At 66.4% G+C, this 15,651-nt stretch carries 14 protein-coding genes; 8 read left to right on the top strand and 6 right to left on the bottom strand.

The window, feature by feature from the left end:
* The first annotated feature begins 9 nt into the window (after positions 1–9).
* The 8 genes from ruvX (at position 10) to AB1411_14490 (ending at position 9,227) form a co-directional block, all read left to right on the top strand.
* The gene (ruvX, locus tag AB1411_14525; GenBank protein MEW6544810.1) at positions 10–459 is read left to right on the top strand and encodes a Holliday junction resolvase RuvX; all 450 of its coding nucleotides are present in this window, start codon (positions 10–12) and stop codon (positions 457–459) included.
* Positions 456–1,481, top strand: coding sequence for an endolytic transglycosylase MltG (mltG, locus tag AB1411_14520; protein MEW6544809.1), 1,026 nt, complete (start codon positions 456–458; stop codon positions 1,479–1,481). Before ruvX ends, mltG begins: the two co-directional genes overlap by 4 nt.
* A gap of 11 nt (positions 1,482–1,492) precedes the next feature.
* Positions 1,493–2,179, top strand: coding sequence for a deoxyribose-phosphate aldolase (gene deoC, locus AB1411_14515; protein ID MEW6544808.1), 687 nt, complete (start codon positions 1,493–1,495; stop codon positions 2,177–2,179).
* Between the two features lie 42 nt (positions 2,180–2,221).
* Positions 2,222–4,675 carry a hypothetical protein gene (locus tag AB1411_14510; protein ID MEW6544807.1) on the top strand — a complete coding sequence of 818 codons (2,454 nt, stop codon included), beginning with the start codon at positions 2,222–2,224 and terminating at the stop codon, positions 4,673–4,675.
* Positions 4,676–4,691: 16 nt separating this feature from the next.
* Positions 4,692–5,867 (top strand): phosphopentomutase, encoded by a 1,176-nt coding sequence (locus AB1411_14505; GenBank protein MEW6544806.1) that lies wholly within the window; start codon positions 4,692–4,694, stop codon positions 5,865–5,867.
* A gap of 76 nt (positions 5,868–5,943) precedes the next feature.
* Positions 5,944–6,405: a RidA family protein gene (locus tag AB1411_14500; GenBank protein ID MEW6544805.1), complete on the top strand. Its 462-nt coding sequence runs from the start codon at positions 5,944–5,946 to the stop codon at positions 6,403–6,405.
* A 188-nt stretch (positions 6,406–6,593) separates the two neighbouring features.
* On the top strand, positions 6,594–8,246 hold the full coding sequence (locus AB1411_14495) for an IPT/TIG domain-containing protein (protein ID MEW6544804.1): 1,653 nt from the start codon (positions 6,594–6,596) through the stop codon (positions 8,244–8,246).
* Positions 8,247–8,351: 105 nt separating this feature from the next.
* A complete protein-coding gene (locus AB1411_14490) occupies positions 8,352–9,227 on the top strand; it encodes a YCF48-related protein (GenBank protein ID MEW6544803.1) in 876 nt (291 codons plus the stop codon).
* A gap of 14 nt (positions 9,228–9,241) precedes the next feature.
* On the opposite strand, the gene AB1411_14485 is transcribed toward AB1411_14490, so the two are convergent.
* The 6 genes from AB1411_14485 to AB1411_14460 all read right to left on the bottom strand — a co-directional run bounded on the left by AB1411_14485 (position 9,242) and on the right by AB1411_14460 (position 15,647).
* Positions 9,242–9,982 (bottom strand): 16S rRNA (uracil(1498)-N(3))-methyltransferase, encoded by a 741-nt coding sequence (locus tag AB1411_14485; GenBank protein MEW6544802.1) that lies wholly within the window; start codon positions 9,980–9,982, stop codon positions 9,242–9,244.
* A gap of 148 nt (positions 9,983–10,130) precedes the next feature.
* On the bottom strand, positions 10,131–11,261 hold the full coding sequence (gene dnaJ / locus AB1411_14480) for a molecular chaperone DnaJ (GenBank protein MEW6544801.1): 1,131 nt from the start codon (positions 11,259–11,261) through the stop codon (positions 10,131–10,133).
* A 29-nt stretch (positions 11,262–11,290) separates the two neighbouring features.
* The gene (gene dnaK, locus AB1411_14475) at positions 11,291–13,198 is read right to left on the bottom strand and encodes a molecular chaperone DnaK (protein ID MEW6544800.1); all 1,908 of its coding nucleotides are present in this window, start codon (positions 13,196–13,198) and stop codon (positions 11,291–11,293) included.
* 49 nt (positions 13,199–13,247) lie between these two features.
* Positions 13,248–13,844: a nucleotide exchange factor GrpE gene (grpE, locus tag AB1411_14470; GenBank protein MEW6544799.1), complete on the bottom strand. Its 597-nt coding sequence runs from the start codon at positions 13,842–13,844 to the stop codon at positions 13,248–13,250.
* A 76-nt stretch (positions 13,845–13,920) separates the two neighbouring features.
* Complete coding sequence (locus tag AB1411_14465) at positions 13,921–14,694, bottom strand: type III pantothenate kinase (GenBank protein ID MEW6544798.1); 774 nt, start codon at positions 14,692–14,694, stop codon at positions 13,921–13,923.
* Between the two features lie 86 nt (positions 14,695–14,780).
* Entirely contained in the window at positions 14,781–15,647 is an 867-nt protein-coding gene (locus AB1411_14460; protein ID MEW6544797.1) for a biotin--[acetyl-CoA-carboxylase] ligase, read from the bottom strand.
* Positions 15,648–15,651 lie beyond the last annotated feature (4 nt).

Raw genomic sequence — 15,651 nt, 5'->3', positions numbered from 1 at the left:
GATTCTGATATGGCGGGCACGCGCATCTTGGCCCTGGATCCGGGCACGAAACGCATCGGGGTCGCGCTGAGCGACGAGCTGGGCTGGACCGCGCAGCCGCTTGAGACATTCGAGCGCCGGTCGGTGGAGGCGGACATCGTCCACATCCGGGCTCTGGTCAAAGAGCACGAGGTCGGCGAGGTCGTCGTGGGGCTGCCGCTCCGGCTGGACGGCAGGGCCGGGCCGGAGGCGGAGGAGGCGGAGCGGTTCCGGGGCAAGCTGGCCGAGGCGCTGCCGGTTCCGGTCGTGGCGTGGGATGAGCGGTTGACGAGCCGGTCGGCGGAAGACCTGCTGATCCAGGCCAACGTGAGCCGCAAGAAGCGCAAGGGGGCGGTGGACCGGATCGCGGCGGCCCTCATCCTCCAGAGCTACCTGGCAAGCCGGTCTTCTGCCGGGGCGGGTCATTCCAACGGGGCATGAATCGGGTACTGGTGCCAGGGCTGGTCGCGGCGGCCCTCTGCGCGATGGGCGTCACGGCCTACCTCTGGATCATGCAGCCGGCGGCGGCTGACGGCGCTCCTCCCGCGAGGGTCGTTGACATTGCGGAGGGCACGACGTTCAAGCAGGTGGCGAGCCTGCTTGCGAGGGAGCGGCTCATCAGGAGCCAATGGGGGTTCTTGCTGCTCGGTCGGTTGACCGCGGCGGATCGGCGGGTTCCGGCCGGTGAATACGAGATCCACGCGGGCATGACGCCCGCGGAGATCCTGTCCAAGCTCCTGAACGGACAGGTCGTGCTCCACCAAGTGACGATTCCGGAAGGGTACACGGCGATCCAAGTCGCCGAACTGCTGGGGCAGAAGGGGCTCGTCGACCCTCAGGAGTTCCTGAGGCTGGTGTACGACCGCGAGTTCATCCGCACGTTGAACCTGGAGGTGGACGGGCTGGAGGGGTATCTGTTTCCGGACACCTATCGCTTTCCCCGGCATGCCAGGCCCGGAGAGATCGTCCAGGCGATGGTGTCGGCCACGTTGCAGGTCCTGACGCCCGAGCTGCGGGCTCGCGCCGAAGAGATCAACATGAGCCTGCACCAAGTGCTGACGCTGGCCTCGGTGGTGGAGAAGGAGACCGGCGTGGACGCGGAACGGGAGTTGGTGGCGAGCGTGTTCCATAACCGTCTCCGCCGGCACATTCCGCTCCAGAGCGATCCCACCGTCATTTACGGCCTCCCTTCCTTCAACGGGAACCTCCGCAAGCGCGACCTGGCCTCGGCCAGCCCGTACAATACCTACCGGTTCGCCGGCCTGCCGCCCGGTCCCATCGCCAATCCCGGCGCGGCGTCCATCAAGGCGGTGCTCTATCCGGCGCCGAGCCGGTTCCTGTACTTCGTTTCCCGCAACGACGGAACCCATGAATTCTCCGCCAGCTTGGCCGACCACAACCGGGCCGTGGCCAAGTACCAGCCGCGTCGGCCGAACCGGACGGGAAGCCGGCCGCTCTCGTGAGGTTGAGCCAGATGTTTCGTGCACTCCCGTCGCTGATTGACCACACGGTGCTCCGCCCGGAGGCCACGAGGGCCGACGTGCTGCGCGCGTGCGCGGAAGCCCGGCGCTACGGGTTCGCCGTCGTCTTCGTCCCGCCCTGTTACGTGAGGGAGGCGGTGGAGATCCTGGCCGGCGCCCCGATCGCGGTCGGCGCGCCTGTCGGATTTCCGCTGGGTGCCCAGACGACCGGGATCAAAATCGCGGAGGCTCGGGAGGCGCACGAGCTGGGAGCCGGCGAGTTGGACATGGTCCTCAACATCAGCCGTCTCAAATCCGGGGACCTGGACGCCGTCCGGGACGAGATCCGGGCGGTCATCGAGGCGACTCCCGGCGCCGGACACAAGGTGATCCTGGAGACCTGCTACCTGACCCGACAGGAGAAGATCACGGCCTGCCGCCTGGCGCTCGAGGCGGGAGCCGATTTCGTCAAGACCTCGACCGGCTTCGGCCCGGGCGGTGCGACGGTGGACGACGTGCGGCTCATGAAAGAGGCGGTCTCGGGTCGGGCCAGGGTCAAGGCGTCAGGCGGAATCAGAGACCTCAAGACGGCGCTGGCGCTCCTGGAGGCCGGCGCCGATCGGATCGGAACGAGCGCGTCAGTGGCGATCATGGAAGAGTGGCTGACGGCCCGGTCCGGGGAGCCGGTCTGGAAGTCATAACCCGCCTTCACCGGCGGCAACATCCTGCGTCTGGTCACCGCTGTGCCGAGACTGCTGCGACATATGCTCTGCCGCCTGCTGGGCCTGTTCCTCGCTCCCGCCGTTCCCTCCGGCTCGCTGTACCCACTGCAGAAGAAGACCGTCACCGTCATCGACTTCGAGGGGTTCACGAAGGGGATCGACAACGTCCACATCGACGTCCGGCTGAGCCCGCAGTTTCAGGCGAAGGCGCGCCGCATCCTGGGCAGCCTGCTGGAGCAGGCCGTGGGCGGCGGGCGCTGGGGCAAACAGGCGGTTGGGGCCACCAGGCAGGACTGGGAGGAGTTCCGGAGCAGTTACGCCAGGATGGTTGAGTCCGCCCTTCACCGAGCCAAGGTCTCCGGCGGGCTGGCCCTCGTGCAGTTGGTGCAGGTGGCGACGCTCAAATTTCTGCTGGGGCTCGTCCAGACCGAGTTGGACCAGCTCCGGCAGGGGCTCCGGACGGCCATGAGCTCGGGAGGTTCCACGACCGACACCAACCGGATGGAGCTCACCGAGCGGCTGGGCTGGCTGGCTCGCAATCGGGCCAAGCTCCGGTACAAGCTCAGCCAGCAACTGCTCGCGCAGTTGCTTAAAGTCGAGGAGGGAGGAATCGGCGAGCTCCGCCATTCGCTCCTCGGAGAGCGGTGGTCGCTTCCCGAGGAGATGCTGTCCAACCCGTTGCTGCAGGCGGAAAGCCCGGGGGACGACGAGATCCTCATGAAGCATTACGTCCTCTTGGGTCCGCAGGACGACGAGGTCTTCAGCTTCCGGGCCGTGGACAAGCTTCTCCAGAACCTTTTCCGGGGGGTCGGAAAGCCGGGTCAGACCGAGGCGGCTCTCGCCGCCGCGGAGCAGACCAGGGCGAAATTGGCGGAGGAGGTCGCCCGCCTGCGGAAGCGGGACCGGAAGGGCGGTGGCGCCTCCAAGGATCCGTGCAGGACCGAGCTCGAGGGACGGTTGAGGCAGGCCGAGGCCGAGCTCGAGCGGCTCCGCGCCGAGTACCTGCGGGAGAGCTACGCCTGGGCGGACGTGCCGGCCAACGTGGACGTGCTGTTCAACGCCGGCCTTTATCAGGAGGCCCTGCGCGGCGCCGTCAAGGAGGGGGACAAGAAGAAGGCGGCGAGCCTGCAGCAGCAGATCCGCTTCCAGCGCCGGCTGCTCTCCGTCGCCGAACGGCGGTTTCGGCAGACCGGGCTCCTGGCGCAGGTCGTGGCGAGCTACGAGCTGGTGCCGGCGTATCGGGACTATGCCCCCGTGCTCGGGGCTCAGGATTTGCGGCGCTTCCTGTCCGGCGAAACGAGGAAAAAGGAGATCCTGGCCAAGGTGAAGGAGCGGCAGCAGGCCACCGGGAAGGCCGTCGCCGCCGAGGCGCTGCTCAACGCCTCGGCCCGGGTGGATCACCTGTCCTGCCAGCAGGAGCGCGGGTATCTCGTCCGCTTTCTGAAGGACTTCGTGACCTTCCGGCGGGATCTGGGCAACTACCATGCGATCCTCCGGAAGATGGACCGGATCGTGCTGCAGGACGACCCCAAGAGTGTCCGCCTGTCCCGTACGAACCACACCCTCTACGAGTTCCTCGCCTCGAACGAGGAGGGGGCGGTGGCCCAAACCGTGCTCGGCCACGTCATCCTGAAAGCCGACGTGCGCGGTTCGACCACCATGGTCGCGGAGTTGCGCAAGCGAGGGCTAAATCCGGCCTCGCATTTCAGCTTGAACTTTTTCGAGCCGCTCAACGAGCTCCTGGAGACCTACGGGGCCGGCAAGGTGTTCATCGAAGGGGACGCCGTCATCCTCAGCATCCTCGAGCACGAAGAGACACTGGAGCACCAGCTCAGCGTGGCGCGCGCCTGCGGGTTGGCGAAGCGGCTGCTCGGAATGGTGCAGGCCCAGAACGCCCTCTGCCGCAAGGAGGGGCTGCCGGAGCTGGAGTTGGGCATCGGGCTTGTCTTCAGCGTGGAGCAGCCGGCGTTCCTCTACGACGGCAACGCCCAGATCATGATCTCGCCGGCCATCGGCAAGGCGGACCGGTTGTCGTCCTGTTCCTGGATGCTGCGGAAGCAGCGGAGCCAGCAGCCGAACAACTTTTGCACGAACGTGGAGATTTACGAGATTCCGGAGGGGGATCCCCTGCGCGGCGAGAAGGGGGAAATCCATCTTCGGTACAACCTCAACGGGATCGAGTTGGACGAACCGGGCTTCGGCAAGCTCAAGACCGAGATCTCGCTTCAGCGGCTCGAGGTCACGCTGCCGGGAGACCGCGAGCCTACGTCCGTCTACACGGGCCGGTATCCGGATCTCAAGGGCGCCATCCACCGCGTGGTGGTCCGCGAGGGGAAGATGCGCCTGCTCGACAAGCGGCACCCCAAGCTCGGGGAGCCGACGGCCAACGTCTTCTACGAGGTCGTGACGGACGAGTGGGTACTCGGCCGCGTCCACGAGGCGCTCAAGGGCACGGACGCGGGCGAGGCGGTGTGAAGGGGGCCGGACGCTCATGATCGGCCGGGTCGTCCTCATCGTGCTGGACAGCGTCGGGGTGGGTGAGCTGCCCGACGCCGGAGACTATGGCGATCGGGGCGTCAATACCCTGGCCCACGTGGCGGAAGCGGCGGGCGGGCTCAGCCTGCCGACCCTGGAAGCGCTGGGCCTGGGCCACGTCGGCGAGTTCGCGGGGGTCCGGAAGGTGAGCGAGCCCGACGGCTGCTTCGGCAGGATGGCCGAGCTCTCGAAAGGAAAGGATACGACGGTGGGCCATTGGGAGCTTGCTGGGCTCGTGCGGGAGGAGCCGTTCCCGACGTACCCGCAGGGATTCCCGCGGGAGGTGATCGAGCCAATCGAGCGGGCGATCGGCCGGGCGGTGCTGGGCAACAGGCCGGCCTCGGGGACGGAGATCATTCGGGAGCTGGGGGAGGAGCACCTGCGCACCGGCCGCCCGATCGTCTACACCAGCGCCGACAGCGTGTTGCAGATCGCGGCCCACGAGCGGGTGATCCCGGTCGAAGACCTGTACCAGATGTGCCGCGAGGCCAGGCGGGTGCTGAAGCCGCCGCATCAGGTCGCCCGCGTCATCGCGCGTCCGTTCGTGGGGGAGCCGGGCTCCTTTGTGCGGACGGAACGGCGCCGGGACTTTTCGGTGGAGCCGTCCGGCCGGACCCTGCTGGACGAGCTGAAGGCGGCCGGGGAGCCGGTGCTCGGCATCGGCAAGATCGACGATCTGTTCTGCGGCAGGGGACTGACCCGTGCGATTCATGCCGGCCACAATGCCGCCGGCATGGAAGAGACCGTGCGGGCGCTCAAGCTGGTCCCGCGCGGGCTGATCTTCGTCAACCTGGTGGACTTCGACACCCGCTACGGCCACCGGAACGACCCGGCCGGCTATGCCAAGGCGCTGATGGAGTTCGATGCCCGGCTGCCGGAGCTGCTGGCCGGGCTCAAGCCGGGCGATCTTCTCTGCTTGACCGCGGACCATGGCAACGACCCGGTCGCGCCGGGGACTGACCATACCCGTGAGTATGTCCCGCTGCTCGCCTACGGACCCAGGCTGGCCAGGGGCGTGAATTTGGGGACGAGACGGACCTTCGCCGACGCGGGCCAGACGGTCGCGGATGCGCTCCGGGTCAAGCGGTTGGCCTGGGGGGAGAGTTTCCTGCACGCGCTTCTGCCGGGGTGAGGAAGGCGTAAGACGTGAAACGTGAATCGTCCGACGAGCGACGTAGGACGCAACTCGATGTGGCACGAGAGAGCATATGACCACTGAAGAGCGATTGAAGCAACTGGGGATCGAGCTGCCCGCCCCGCCGAAGCCGGTCGCCACCTACGTGCCGGCCGTCCTGGCCGGCGACCTGTTGTTCGTGAGCGGGGTGTTGCCGTTCCGAGACGGCAAGGTCGTGCAGCCGGGCAAGCTGGGGAAGGACCTGACGCTCGAACAGGGGTACGAGGCCGCGCGGCTCGCGCTCTTGAACGCCTTGTCGCTCGTGAAGCGCGAGCTCGGCTCCCTGGACCGCGTGAAACGGGTGGTGCGGCTGGTCGGGTACGTCGCCTCCGCCGAAGGCTTCACGCAGCAGCCGGCGGTCGTCAACGGAGCCTCCGATCTGCTCGTGAAGCTGTTCGATGAGGCAGGCCGGCATGCGCGCGTGGCCGTCGGAGCCGCCGAGCTGCCCCTTCAGGCCCCGGTGGAGCTGGAGTTCATCGTCCAGGTTTCAGGCTGAGCGAGCCTGCGCACGCAGCCGCTCCCCTCCGGCTCGCCTTGACAAGAAAAAAACCCGCTTGTTATAGTCCGCTCAGTTCCTGCGCTCCACGGCGTGCTTCCGACCAGCCTTCGTGCTTGCTCTCGCGTGGGGTGTGTTGCCACGCAGACTTGCGGGCCCTTCCGTTACGAGTTCGAGGAGTCATCACCATGAGGTTTGTTGTCGCCCTCTGTGCGAGCCTGGCGGTGTTTACCCTGCCGGCTGGGGTTCCCGCCGCATCCGTCCTGTCACCGGACGCGGCGCCGCCGGGCGCCACGGTCACCATTGCCGGCAAGGGGTTCGGAACGTTCAAGTCCACGCAACAGAACCGCGTGCTGTTCGACGGCCTGCCGGCTCTGATCCAGCGGTGGGAAGCCGACCTGATCGTCGTCAAGGTTCCGCTTCGAGCCGCCAACGGGCCGGTCGAGATCGTGGTCGGGAGGAAGAAACAGGTCGTCGGGCGCTTCACGGTGCAGCAGCCGACGATCCAGGCGATCCAGCCGGCTGAGACGGAGCCGGGCAGCACGATCCAGATCGCCGGCGCCCATTTCGGAAACACCGCCGGCTCAAAGGATCCGAACACGATGTTCGGCGTCAACGGCGTGCTGGTCAACGGCGTTCCGGCCAAGGTCAGGAAATGGCGGGACGACAGGATTGAAGTCGAAGTGCCGGCGAATGCGGCGTCCGGGGACGTGGTCGTCCGCCTCGCCTCTTCGGACCCTCTGCCAGACGGCTCCTGCTGCGCTCCGGTGGAGTACAGCGTGAGCAATCCCGTCCCGCTCAAGGTGTTGCCGTCCATCCGGGTGGATCCGATGAGCGGGCCGATCGGGACGAAGGTCGTGCTGTTCGGAAAGGGGTTCGGCACGGCAAAGACATCGGAAGACGCGGTCCTGTTCAACGGCCGGCCGGCCACGGTGGCCCAGTGGGCGGACGAGACGATCGTGGTGCACGTGCCCCTGAATGCGGCGACCGGCCCCCTCGTGCTCAGGCGGGGGGCGGTCGAGCGGCCGCTGGGACAGTTCACGGTGAGGGTTCCGAAGGCCAAGGGAGTCTCGCCGGCGAGCGCGCCGGTCGGCAGCCTCCTGCGCATCACAGGGGAAAACTTCGGACTCTATTCGGAGAGCGGCTCCACGCCCTTTGCCTTCGTGGACTTCAACAGGGGCGACAACGGGGTGACCATCGGCGGGGTGCCGGCCGTCGTCTACCGGTGGCACGAGGACCGGATCGACGTGTGGGTTCCCTATAGCGCGAAAAGCGGGCCCGTGGTGGTGAAGCGAGGCGGGACGATTCCCAAGCCGGACGGCTCCTGCTGCGCCGAGCGCGGCTTGGTTGCCACCGAGGCCGGGACCTTTTCGGTTGCGACGCCGAGTGTAGAGTCCTACTCGCCCACGGCGGCCGGACTCGACGAGATCGTGACGATCACAGGCTCCGGATTCGGCACCTTCCTCAAGACGACCGAAGCGACCCAGCCGGGGTTGAACGAAGGCGGGCACGATTTCCTCCCGATCGAGCTGCGGGAGGATATTGCCCGCAGCGAAGTCTTGTTCAACGGGGTGGCCGGCGTCGTGGTGTCCTGGACGGACGCGGAGATCAAGGTGCGGGTCCCCCGGCGTCCCCTGTTCGGAATCGGCAAGCCGCGCGAGTTCCACACCGACCTCTCGACCGGCCCCTTGATCGTGCGACGGGGCTCCTGGGACCTTCTCCCGGACGGCAGTTGCTGCACCCCGAAGCGGTGGGTCAGCGTGGAGGCCGGTCCGTTCACCATTCAGGCCAAGGGGCTGCCGGATCAGGGATTCTTTGAGGAGCAGCCGGGACGCGACTGATCGGGGACGCGCGTGAGGCCAATAGGAACGATCATCGGACTGGCGGGAGGGCTCCTTTGGGTCTTGACGGCCTGGAGCTCACTTGGGGCGGGGGAGCGGAAGCCCGTGGCGGCCGTGCAGAAGAGCGGGACGGCGGCCACCTTGATGGGCGTGCACTTCCGTGACGGGAAGCTCGGCTGGGCCGTCGGCGCCGGCGGCGCGATCCTCAAAACCGTCGACGGCGGGAAACGTTGGCGGTCTGTGTCGAGCGGCACCCGCCTGCCGCTGAGCGGAGTCTTCTTCGCCGACAACCGACGGGGCTGGGTCGTCGGCGCCGGCGGGACCGTCCTCCACTCTTCGGACGGGGGCGACACGTGGGCCCCGAAACCCAGCGGAACCCAAGCGCCCCTCTATGGGGTGTTTTTCCTCTCTCCTGCCTCAGGGTGGATCGTCGGCGGCAACGGCACCATCCTGCACACGGAGGACGGGGGCGCTCACTGGACCGACCAGCCCAGCGGCACGAACGCGGCCCTCCATGCGGTGCAGTTCCTGGATCAGACCCACGGGCGAGTCGCGGGAGCGCTGGGCACGATCCTCTCGACGGAGGACGGCGGGACCACGTGGCAGGCTCAGGAGGCTCAGAATGCGGCCACGTTCTTCGACGTGTTCTTCACCGATCTCCTGAACGGCTGGGTCGTGGGCAACGCGGGCGCGGTGTACCAGACGATCGACGGCGGCAGGCGGTGGATCGACCGGACGTTCGCCTGCACCCATGACTGCTCCAGGCCGACCGATCTTCTGAAAATCCGGTTCACGGACTCCAAGTCCGGCTGGGTGGTCGGGGACCGGGGGGCGATCTACCGAACGACCGACGCGGGATTCAACTGGGTGGAGCAGGAGAACAGCACCAGGACGGCCCTCTACGGCCTCTCGTTCCCGGTGCCGGATCGCGGCTGGGCGGCGGGGGAGCGGGGGACGATCCTGCACATTACCGCAGAGTAGCGATCAGGATCGCTTTACCCCAATTCCCCCAGACGGCTCTGCAAGACGCTGAGCGCGGCCAGGGCGGCGGTTTCGGCCCGCAGGATGCGCGGGCCGAGGGTGACGGGTACGAACCCGCTCTCGAGGGCTTGTCCCGTTTCTTCCTCCGTCCACCCTCCTTCCGGGCCAATGGCGAGGACGACGAGCTTGCCCCGCTCCCGAGGGAGCGGAATCCGGTCGAGGCTCTTCCCCGAACTCCGCTCCGCGAGGATGATCCTGACCGAGGAGGAACTCTGCTGCTGGAAGAACTCGACTGCGTCGCCGGGGGGCGAGACCGTCGGGATGTCCCATCGTTCCGACTGCTGGGCTGCCTCGAGCGCGATGGTCTGCCATCGGTCCCGCTGTGAAGCGAGCCGGGCCGCCCGTGGCCGCACGACCGTGCGGCTGGTGACCAGCGGCACGAGGGTGGCGACTCCCAGTTCCGTCGCCTTCTGAATCAACCAGTCCATCCGATCCCCCTTGAGGAGGGCCTGACCCAGAATCAGACCCCGACCGGTTGGAGCCGGACCGGTCCGTTCCTCCAGCACGCGCCCCGTGATGGCCTGCCGGGTAATCGAGGTGGCAGCGACTCGGTACCGATGCCGGCGCTCGTCTCCGAGCCAGAACTCTTCGCCGACTTGGAGGCGGAGGCTGGCTCGGAGGTGGTCGCAGAGGGAGCCGGAGACGCACACGGCTCCGTCCTGGACTTGGCTGGCCTGGATGAAGAAGACGGGCACTGCTCAAGACGTGAGGCGTGAGACGCGAGACGCGGATCGTGAAGCGTGCAACGAGGGATGGAAAAGGGGGGAGCGGCACGGCACGCAAGGCAAGGAAGGCAAAAGCCGCCGATCACATCTCACGTCTCACCTTTCACGATGAACGGGGTTATTCGAACAGGCTCTTCATCTTCTCGAAGAAACCGTCTCCTTCTGTGTCCGCCGACATGCCGCTCTCCTTGGCGAACTCCGTCAGCAGCTCTTTCTGCTTGGCCGTCAGTTTGGTGGGAACCTGGATCCTGACCCGGATGATCTGATCGCCGGGTTCGTGCCCCTTCAAGCTGGGCGCGCCGAGCCCCTTGAGCCGGAACGTCTTGTCGTGCTGGGTGCCGGCCGGCACCTTGATCACGGTGGAGCCTTTCAGCGTCGGCACCTCGATCTTGCCGCCCAGAGCCGCCGTGACGAAGCTGATCGGCACGTCGCAATGGACGTCGTTGCCCTTCCTGGTGAAGGACGGATGGGGCTTGACGGTGACCGCGACGTAGAGGTCGCCCGGGGGGCCCCCGTTCATCCCGTGCTCTCCCTCGTGGGCCAGGCGGAGCCTCATGCCGGACTCGATCCCGGCCGGGATGTTCACGGACAGGGTGCGCTCGCGATAGACGCGCTTCCGGCCGCGGCAGGCCCCGCAAGGGTCCGTGACGATCTGCCCGGCGCCGTCGCACTGGTGGCAGGGGCGGCTGACGCTGAAAAAGCCTTGCTGGAACCGCAACTGTCCGGCCCCCTTGCAGCTCGGACAGACCTTCAGGGCCGCCGCGGACTTGGCGCCGGTGCCCTTGCATTCGTGGCAGGTCTCCCAGCGCGGAACCTTGAGCTTGGCCTCCTTGCCGAAAATCGCCTCTTCGAAGGACAACTCCAGGTTGTACTGAAGGTCGGACCCCTGCTCGGCCCGCTGCCGCCCCCGGCCGCCGCCACCGAAGAAGTCCTCGAAGATGTCGTTGAAGATGTCGCCGAAGCCCCCTCGCCCGAACTCGAAGCCCTCGAAGCCGCCCGCCCCCGGCTGGGCCCCGGCGTGACCGAACATGTCGTAGCGCCGGCGCTTGTCCTGGTCGCTCAACACCTCGTAGGCTTCGTTGATTTCCTTGAACTTTTCCTCGGCCTGCTTTTTCTGATTGGCCTCGGCGTGGAGGTCGGGGTGGTGCTGGCGGGCCAGCTTGCGGAAGGCTTTCTTGATCTCGTCGTCGGAGGCGGTGCGCTCAACCCCCAGTGTCTCGTAGTAGTCGCGCTTGGTCACGTGCGGCATCGTTCAAGAGCCATCAGCTCTCGGCTTCGTTACTTCTTGTCCTTGTCAACTTCCGTGAACTCGGCGTCCACGACCTTCTCCTCGGTCTTGGCGGACCCGTTGCCCTGGCCCGCACTCTCCCCGGCTCCGGCCGAAGCCTTCTTGTACATCTCTTCGGCCAGCTTGTGCGAAGCGGTGTTCAGGGCCTGGGTGGCCGACTCGATCGCCGAGAGGTCGCTGCCCTCCATCGCCTTCCGGAGGGCGGCGACGGCGTCCTTGATCTTGGTCTTGTCGTCCTCGCCGATCTTGTCGCCGTGCTCCGCCAGGTTCTTCTCCGTGCCGTAGATGAGCGTGTCGGCCTGGTTCTTGGCTTCGGCCAACTGGCGGCGCTTCTTGTCCTCCTCCGTGTGGGACTGGGCTTCCTTGACCATCCGCTCGATCTCGTCCTTGCTGAGCCCGCTGGAGGCCGTGATCTTGATGGATTGCTCCTTCCCCGTGCCTAGGTCCTTGGCCGCGACGTGCACGATGCCGTTCGCGTCGATGTCGAACGCCACCTCGATCTGCGGCATGCCCCGCGGGGCCGGCGGAATGCCGACGAGGTCGAACTGGCCGAGCAGCTTGTTGTCGTTGGCCATCTCGCGCTCGCCCTGGAAAACCCGGATCGTCACCGCGCTCTGGTTGTCGGCTGCGGTCGAGAAGATTTGGCTCTTTTTGGTCGGGATCGTGGTGTTCCGCTCGATCAGGTGCGTGAAGATGCCGCCCAGGGTCTCGATGCCCAGCGTGAGCGGCGTGACGTCCAGGAGCAGCACGTCCTTGACCTCACCCTTGAGCACGCCGGCCTGGATGCCCGCTCCGACCGCGACGACCTCGTCCGGGTTCACGCCCCGGTGCGGCTCCTTGCCGAAGAATTCCTTCACCTTTTCGATCACCTTCGGCATCCGGGTCATGCCGCCCACCAGCACGACCTCGTTGACGTCGCGGGCGGTGACTCCGGCGTCGGCCAAGGCTTTTCGGCAGGGCTCGATGGTCCGCTGGATCAGGTCGTCCACGAGCTGTTCCAATTTGGCGCGCGTGAGCTTGGTCACCAGGTGCTTGGGCCCGCTCGCGTCCGCCGTGATGAAGGGCAGGTTGATCTCGGTCTCCTGGGAGGAGGAGAGCTCGATCTTGGCCCGCTCCGCCGCCTCCTTCAACCGCTGCAGGGCCATCCGGTCCTTGCGGAGGTCGATCCCCTGGTCCTTCCTGAACTCGTCCACGAGCCAATCCATGACCCGCAGGTCGAAGTCGTCCCCGCCCAGGTAGGTGTCGCCGTTGGTGGACTTGACCTCGAAGACCCCCTCGCCGATCTCCAGGATCGAGATGTCGAACGTGCCGCCGCCCAGGTCGTACACCGCGATCCGCTCGTCTTTCTTCTTGTCGAGGCCGTAGGCCAGGGAGGCGGCCGTCGGCTCGTTGATGATCCGGAGCACGTTGAGGCCGGAAATCTGGCCCGCGTCCTTGGTGGCCTGGCGCTGGCTGTCGTCGAAGTAGGCGGGGACCGTGATGACGGCCTCGGTGACCTTTTCGCCCAGGTAGTCCTCGGCGGTCTGCTTCATCTTCTGCAGGATCATGGCGGAGATTTCCGCCGGGCTGTACTTCTTGCCCCGAATCTCCACGTGGGCGTCGCCGTTGCTGGCCTCCAGGATCTTGTACGGGAGGCGCTTGATCGCCTCCTGGACCTCCCGGCTGTGGAACTTTCGGCCCATCAGCCGCTTGACCGAGAAGATCGTGTTTTCGGGGTTCGTGATGGCCTGGCGCTTGGCGATCTGCCCGACCAGGCGCTCCCCCTTGTCCGTGATCGCGACGACCGACGGAGTCGTGCGGCTGCCCTCGGCGTTGGCGATGACCACCGGGTCGCCGCCGCTCATGATGGCCACGCACGAGTTCGTCGTCCCCAGATCGATGCCGATGACCTTGCCCATGTGCGTTCTCCTTCCTCCAGAAAAAAATCGGTCCGTCACTCCACGGCCGTCACGTCTCCGCCGACGCCGTCCCCTGCCGTTCAGCCGGGGAGGTCGCCACGGAGACCATGGCCGCCCGCAGCACCCGGTCGTGCAGCCGGTAGCCTTTTTGGAACTCCTCCACGACCGTGTTGTCGGCCGCAGTGGCGGACTCCACGCGGGTCACGGCCTGGTGACAGGCCGGATCGAACGGCTGCCCGACGCTGGCGATCGGCTTGATGCCGAACTTGGCCAGCGTCTCCTGGAACTGTTTGAGCGTGAGCTCCACTCCCTGGATCAGCCCGTTGCCGGCGGGCGAGTCGGCGGCGGACCGGATCGCGCGCTCCAGGTTGTCAACGATGGGCAACAGCTCCTTCAAGATGCTCTCGGTGGCGAACCGGGTATGCTCACGCTGTTCCTTCAAGGACAGCTTTTTGAAGTTCTCAAATTCCGCGGCCAGCCGGAGGTATTTGTCCTGTGTCGCCTGGGCCTCCTCCGTCTTGGCGGCCAGGGCCTGCCGCAGGTCTTCAGCCTCATCTTTGGGCAGGACCTCTTGCGGTCCCTGTCCCTCAGAGGTCGAAGAGTCTAACTCGCTGATAGTATTGTTGTTTTTGTCCTTCTTCTCCACGAAGCGCACCCGTAGTGCAGGGAGATAGCCACCCGGGGTAGAAAGTCAACCGGGAGGCCGACTTTTGTTGAGCGGTTCAGGAGTCGCCGCGGGTCAGCCGATGGAGCAGCTCCAGTCCCTCGAGCGTGAGGAGCGGCCGGACTTCCTGGATCGTCTGGCACTCAGGTGCAATCACCGAGGCCAGCCCGCCGGTCGCAATGACCGTCGCGTTCTGCCCCAATTCAGCCCGCATCCGGATGACGATGGCGTCCACGAGGCCGGCGTAGCCGTAGAGGAGTCCGGATTGGATGCTGCTCACCGTGTCCCGACCGATGGTGGTCTTGGGAGGGACCAGCGGGACTTTGGGCAGTTGGGCGGTCCTGGCCGCGAGGGCGTCGGCGGCGACGCCGAGTCCCGGCGCGATCACGCCGCCCAGAAATTCCCCCGCTTGGGTGATGGCGTCGAAGGTGGTCGCGGTCCCGAAGTCAATCACGATGACGGTGGCCCTGTATCGGGCGTAGGCGGCGGTCGCATTGACCAGCCGGTCCACGCCCAGCTCGCGGGGATTGGTGTAGCTCAGCTTCAGCCCGGTCTCCAGGTCTGGCGAGACGAGGAGCGGCGTGCAGTGGAAGCGGGTCTCGGCCAGTTGGGTAAAGACGGGGATCAGGCCGGGGACGACGCTGGAGAGGATCAGGTCCGTCACCTGGTCCGGCCTGATTCCGGCGGCTCGCAGGAGCTCCACCGTGAGGACGCCATACTCGTCGGCGGTCCTTGCGGGCTCCGTGGACAGACGCCAGGGCCCGGTCAGGACCCGGTCCTTGAACAGTCCGAAGACCACGTTGGAGTTCCCGATGTCGATCGCGAGCAGCATGAAACCCCGTGATGGGTGATCAGTGATAGGCGAGGGAGCTACGCGAAAATTGCCCGTCACCCATCACTCATCACCCATCACAGAACTTATCGGAGGTGCAGTACATCTCCGGCCCGTATCTCCAACGTCGTGCCGGTCTCGGCGAGGACGAGTCTGAGCGATCCGTCCGTCCCGATCGAGTCGGCCCGTCCCTCCACAGTCCGCCCGTCAGCCAGGCTCACTCTCACCGGACGACCTAAGGTGGTGCACCATCTGCTATATTCCGTGACGAAACGGTCACGCTCTTTGGAAAGCGAGGGGAGAAGGCGCTCGGTGGAATCTTCAAGCTCGCTCAGGATGGCGGCAAGGAGAACCGAACGGTCCACCGCATGGCTAGTTTCTTCAGCCAGCGAGGTTGCCAGGGATCGGAGCTCTTCTGGAAAGTCGCCTCGCCCCATGTTGACGTTGAGACCGATGCCGATCACCACGAAGCCCTCGAGACGGTCCGTGACCGGCCTGCTCGGAGAAGATGGGGCGGACCAACCTCCGCTCTCGCAGAGGAGGCCCCCCAGTTTCCAGTCGCCGATCAGGACGTCGTTCGGCCATTTGAGGGAAGGGTGGACTTCGGCAATGGTCTGTACGGCACGGGCGACGGAAACAGCCGAGACCAGGGGGAGCCAGGACAGCCAGGTTGCCAGCAGGGCGGGAGGGACCGGCTGCTGGATGATCACCGAACAGTAGAGGTTTCCTGCGGCGGGGGAGTGCCAGTGACGTCCGAGCCGGCCCTTGCCGGCCGTTTGACGCTCCGCCACGACGACGGTCCCGTGTCCAGCCCCTCGTTGAGCCAACTCCGATGCGTAGGTGTTGGTCGAGGCCACCTCATCCAGGACGTGCAGGGAACGTCCCAGCGTCTTGGTTCGCAATTGCGCCAGGACGGCTTCGCGCGTGAGGGGCTGGAAAGGGATGGAGGGCATGGAG

It is taken from the genome of Nitrospirota bacterium, assembly GCA_040757595.1.
GTDB lineage: Bacteria > Nitrospirota > Nitrospiria > Nitrospirales > Nitrospiraceae > JBFLWP01.
Note: the sequence above shows the minus strand (reverse complement) of the source record. Positions and strands in the feature narration are given on the sequence as shown.

Excerpts from the sequence above, each read along its gene's own strand:
- ruvX (MEW6544810.1), top strand. The coding sequence starts at position 10 with ATGGCGGGCACGCGCATCTTGGCCCTGGATCCGGGCACGAAACGCATC.
- mltG (MEW6544809.1), top strand. The coding sequence starts at position 456 with ATGAATCGGGTACTGGTGCCAGGGCTGGTCGCGGCGGCCCTCTGCGCG.
- deoC (MEW6544808.1), top strand. The coding sequence starts at position 1,493 with ATGTTTCGTGCACTCCCGTCGCTGATTGACCACACGGTGCTCCGCCCG.
- AB1411_14505 (MEW6544806.1), top strand. The coding sequence starts at position 4,692 with ATGATCGGCCGGGTCGTCCTCATCGTGCTGGACAGCGTCGGGGTGGGT.
- AB1411_14500 (MEW6544805.1), top strand. The coding sequence starts at position 5,944 with ATGACCACTGAAGAGCGATTGAAGCAACTGGGGATCGAGCTGCCCGCC.
- AB1411_14495 (MEW6544804.1), top strand. The coding sequence starts at position 6,594 with ATGAGGTTTGTTGTCGCCCTCTGTGCGAGCCTGGCGGTGTTTACCCTG.
- dnaJ (MEW6544801.1), bottom strand. The coding sequence starts at position 11,261 with ATGCCGCACGTGACCAAGCGCGACTACTACGAGACACTGGGGGTTGAG.
- dnaK (MEW6544800.1), bottom strand. The coding sequence starts at position 13,198 with ATGGGCAAGGTCATCGGCATCGATCTGGGGACGACGAACTCGTGCGTG.
- AB1411_14465 (MEW6544798.1), bottom strand. The coding sequence starts at position 14,694 with ATGCTGCTCGCGATCGACATCGGGAACTCCAACGTGGTCTTCGGACTG.
- AB1411_14460 (MEW6544797.1), bottom strand. The coding sequence starts at position 15,647 with ATGCCCTCCATCCCTTTCCAGCCCCTCACGCGCGAAGCCGTCCTGGCG.